Genomic DNA, 2,270 nt, shown 5'->3' on the forward strand with positions numbered 1-2,270 from the left:
TTTGCGCGCGCTCTGGTCGTGCATCCGGACCTCCTGCTGATGGACGAGCCGTTTTCGGCGCTCGACGTGCTGACCGCAGAGACCTTGCGTACCGACCTGATCGATCTGTGGGTCGAAGGCCGGCTGCCGATCAATTCGGTGCTGATGGTCACGCATAATATCGAGGAAGCGGTGCTGATGTGCGACCGCATCCTGGTGTTTTCATCCAATCCCGGCCGCGTGGCTGCCGAGATCAAGATCGACCTGCCGCATCCGCGCAATCGTCTTGACCCCGCCTTCCGCCAGCTCGTCGACAACATCTATGCCCGCATGACCCAGCGGCCCGCCAGGACGCCGGCGGCCGAGGGCATTCAGGGCATCGGCGTCGGCATGATCCTCCCACACGTCTCTTCCAACGTGCTTTCGGGTCTGATCGAGACGCTGGCGGCGCCGCCGTATAACGGGCATGCCGACCTGCCGGTTCTCGCCAGCCATTTGCAGCTGGAGGCCGACGAGATCTTTCATCTCGGCGAGTCGCTGCAACTGCTCAGATTCGCTCAATTGAGCGAAGGCGACCTGATGCTGACCGAGGCGGGCAAGCGGTTCGCCAACCTCGAGACCGATGCGCGCAAGCGGCTGTTTGCCGATCATCTCATGCTTTACGTACCGGTCATGGGCCTGATCCGGCGGGTGCTTGACGAACGGCCGTCACATACCGCGCCTGCGGCGCGCTTCCGCAACGAACTCGAGGACTACATGTCCGAGGAGTACGCCGACGAAACGCTCAAGACGGTCGTATCATGGGCGCGCTACGCCGAGCTGTTTGCCTATGACGAACAGTCCGAAACCTTCAGCCTGGAAAATCCGCACTAGGGTCCGGACTCAATTGATCCACCAAGTTAGAGCTGCTGCCAAGAGGATGGTGGAGAGGTAGATATCGGCGCGTTTGTCGTAGCGGGTTGCGATGCGTCGGAAGTCCTTGAGACGGCAGAACATGCGCTCGATGACGTTGCGTCCCTTATAAGCGGTTTTGTTATAGCGATGGGGATGCTTGCGGGTCGGATTTGGCGGGATGACCGCTTTGATCCGTCGCTGTGCGAGTTCCTGGCGTAGGCTGGTGGCGTCATAGGCTCGGTCGGCGAGAACTCGCTTGGGCCGATGACCCATTGCGAGCAAGTTACGGACTGCGACGAGGTCGTGAACGTTACCGGCCGTGATTAACAAGACATGGGGGCGGCCGATATCATCGGTTAGCGCGTGGATTTTGGTCGTTTGACCGCCACGCGAGCGCCCGATGGCGTTATTGAAGGCCCCCCTTTTGCGCCCGCTGCGGAGCGGTGAGCCTTGATGTAAGTCGAATCGACAGAGGCCGAGCCGTACATTCCGGTGGAGCCTGTTAACGCATAGAAGATGTCGGTCCAAATCCCCTGACGGCTCCAGCGATTGAAGCGGTTGTAGATCGTCGTGTAGGGCCCATAGACCTCCGGGCAATCACGCCAGCGCGCTCCACACCGCAGCATGTAAATGATTCCGCTGATGACGCGGCGATCGTCGACCCGGTGCGCCCCTTTGCGCCCTCGCGGCAGCAAAGGCTCAATCCGGCGCCATTCCGCTTCGCTGAGCCAGTAAACCTGCTTTGCCATTCAAGCCTCCCTCCGTTGAGAAGCTTGAATCACAATCTCTTTTCAGATGGAATCCCTATTGAGTACAGGCCCTAGGCCGCTGCGGTAGATCGCAAGGTTACGGGAGCCCGAGAAGATCGCTCGCGGCTTCAGCCCGTAAAAGTGCCGGATCGAGTGGCTGAAATGGGTCGAGTCGGGATAGCCGATTTCCTGCGCCAGATGCGCGAGGTTATGGTCCTGATTGGCGAAGTGCAACAGGTGCCGCGCACGTTTCCAGGCCCGGAAGGAACGGAAGGAGATGCCGGTCTGCTGCTTGAACAGGTGCAGGAATCGCGAGGCGGATAATCCGGCCACCGTCGCGCAGCTTGCCGCCGTAACCGGATCGCCCGAAAACCGGCCGATTTGCCCAATCGCCTGCACCACCCGCGCATCGAGGATCCGCGGTGGCAGTGCTTGGCCAAAGCACATGATGTCAAACGCGGCACTGACGATATCGCCGGTGCATGGCTGATGCTGCAGTTGCTGGTAAGCAGCACGCAGGCGCTCCACGAAGAATTGGCGTTCGGTTGACGACAGCAACCGCTTTGCAAGTAATTCGAACGCGCCGTCGCAGACAGTTTCGGGCTCGATCAGAATGCAAACTACGGAGCGATGGTCGCTGGCGATGCT

General features: G+C 60.3%; 3 protein-coding genes. 1 reads left to right on the top strand and 2 read right to left on the bottom strand.

Going from position 1 to position 2,270, the window contains the following annotated elements:
- Nucleotides 1-852, top strand: an 852-nt coding sequence (locus tag VFL62_RS02710) for an AAA-associated domain-containing protein (protein ID WP_325170840.1), incomplete at its 5' end; no start/stop codon positions are given.
- 9 nt (nucleotides 853-861) lie between these two features.
- On the opposite strand, the gene VFL62_RS02715 is transcribed toward VFL62_RS02710, so the two are convergent.
- Both VFL62_RS02715 and VFL62_RS02720 read right to left on the bottom strand, forming a co-directional pair.
- A protein-coding gene (locus tag VFL62_RS02715) for an IS5 family transposase (protein ID WP_325170841.1) occupies nucleotides 862-1,622 on the bottom strand; the annotation gives its coding sequence in 2 pieces (ribosomal slippage) (nucleotides 862-1,293 and nucleotides 1,296-1,622; 759 coding nt in all).
- A 42-nt stretch (nucleotides 1,623-1,664) separates the two neighbouring features.
- Nucleotides 1,665-2,270 (bottom strand): AraC family transcriptional regulator (locus tag VFL62_RS02720; RefSeq protein WP_325170842.1); only part of this gene is annotated, 606 nt, incomplete at its 5' end.

Origin of the sequence: Bradyrhizobium sp. (assembly GCF_035701725.1) — a bacterium.
Taxonomy (GTDB): Bacteria; Pseudomonadota; Alphaproteobacteria; order Rhizobiales; family Xanthobacteraceae; genus Bradyrhizobium.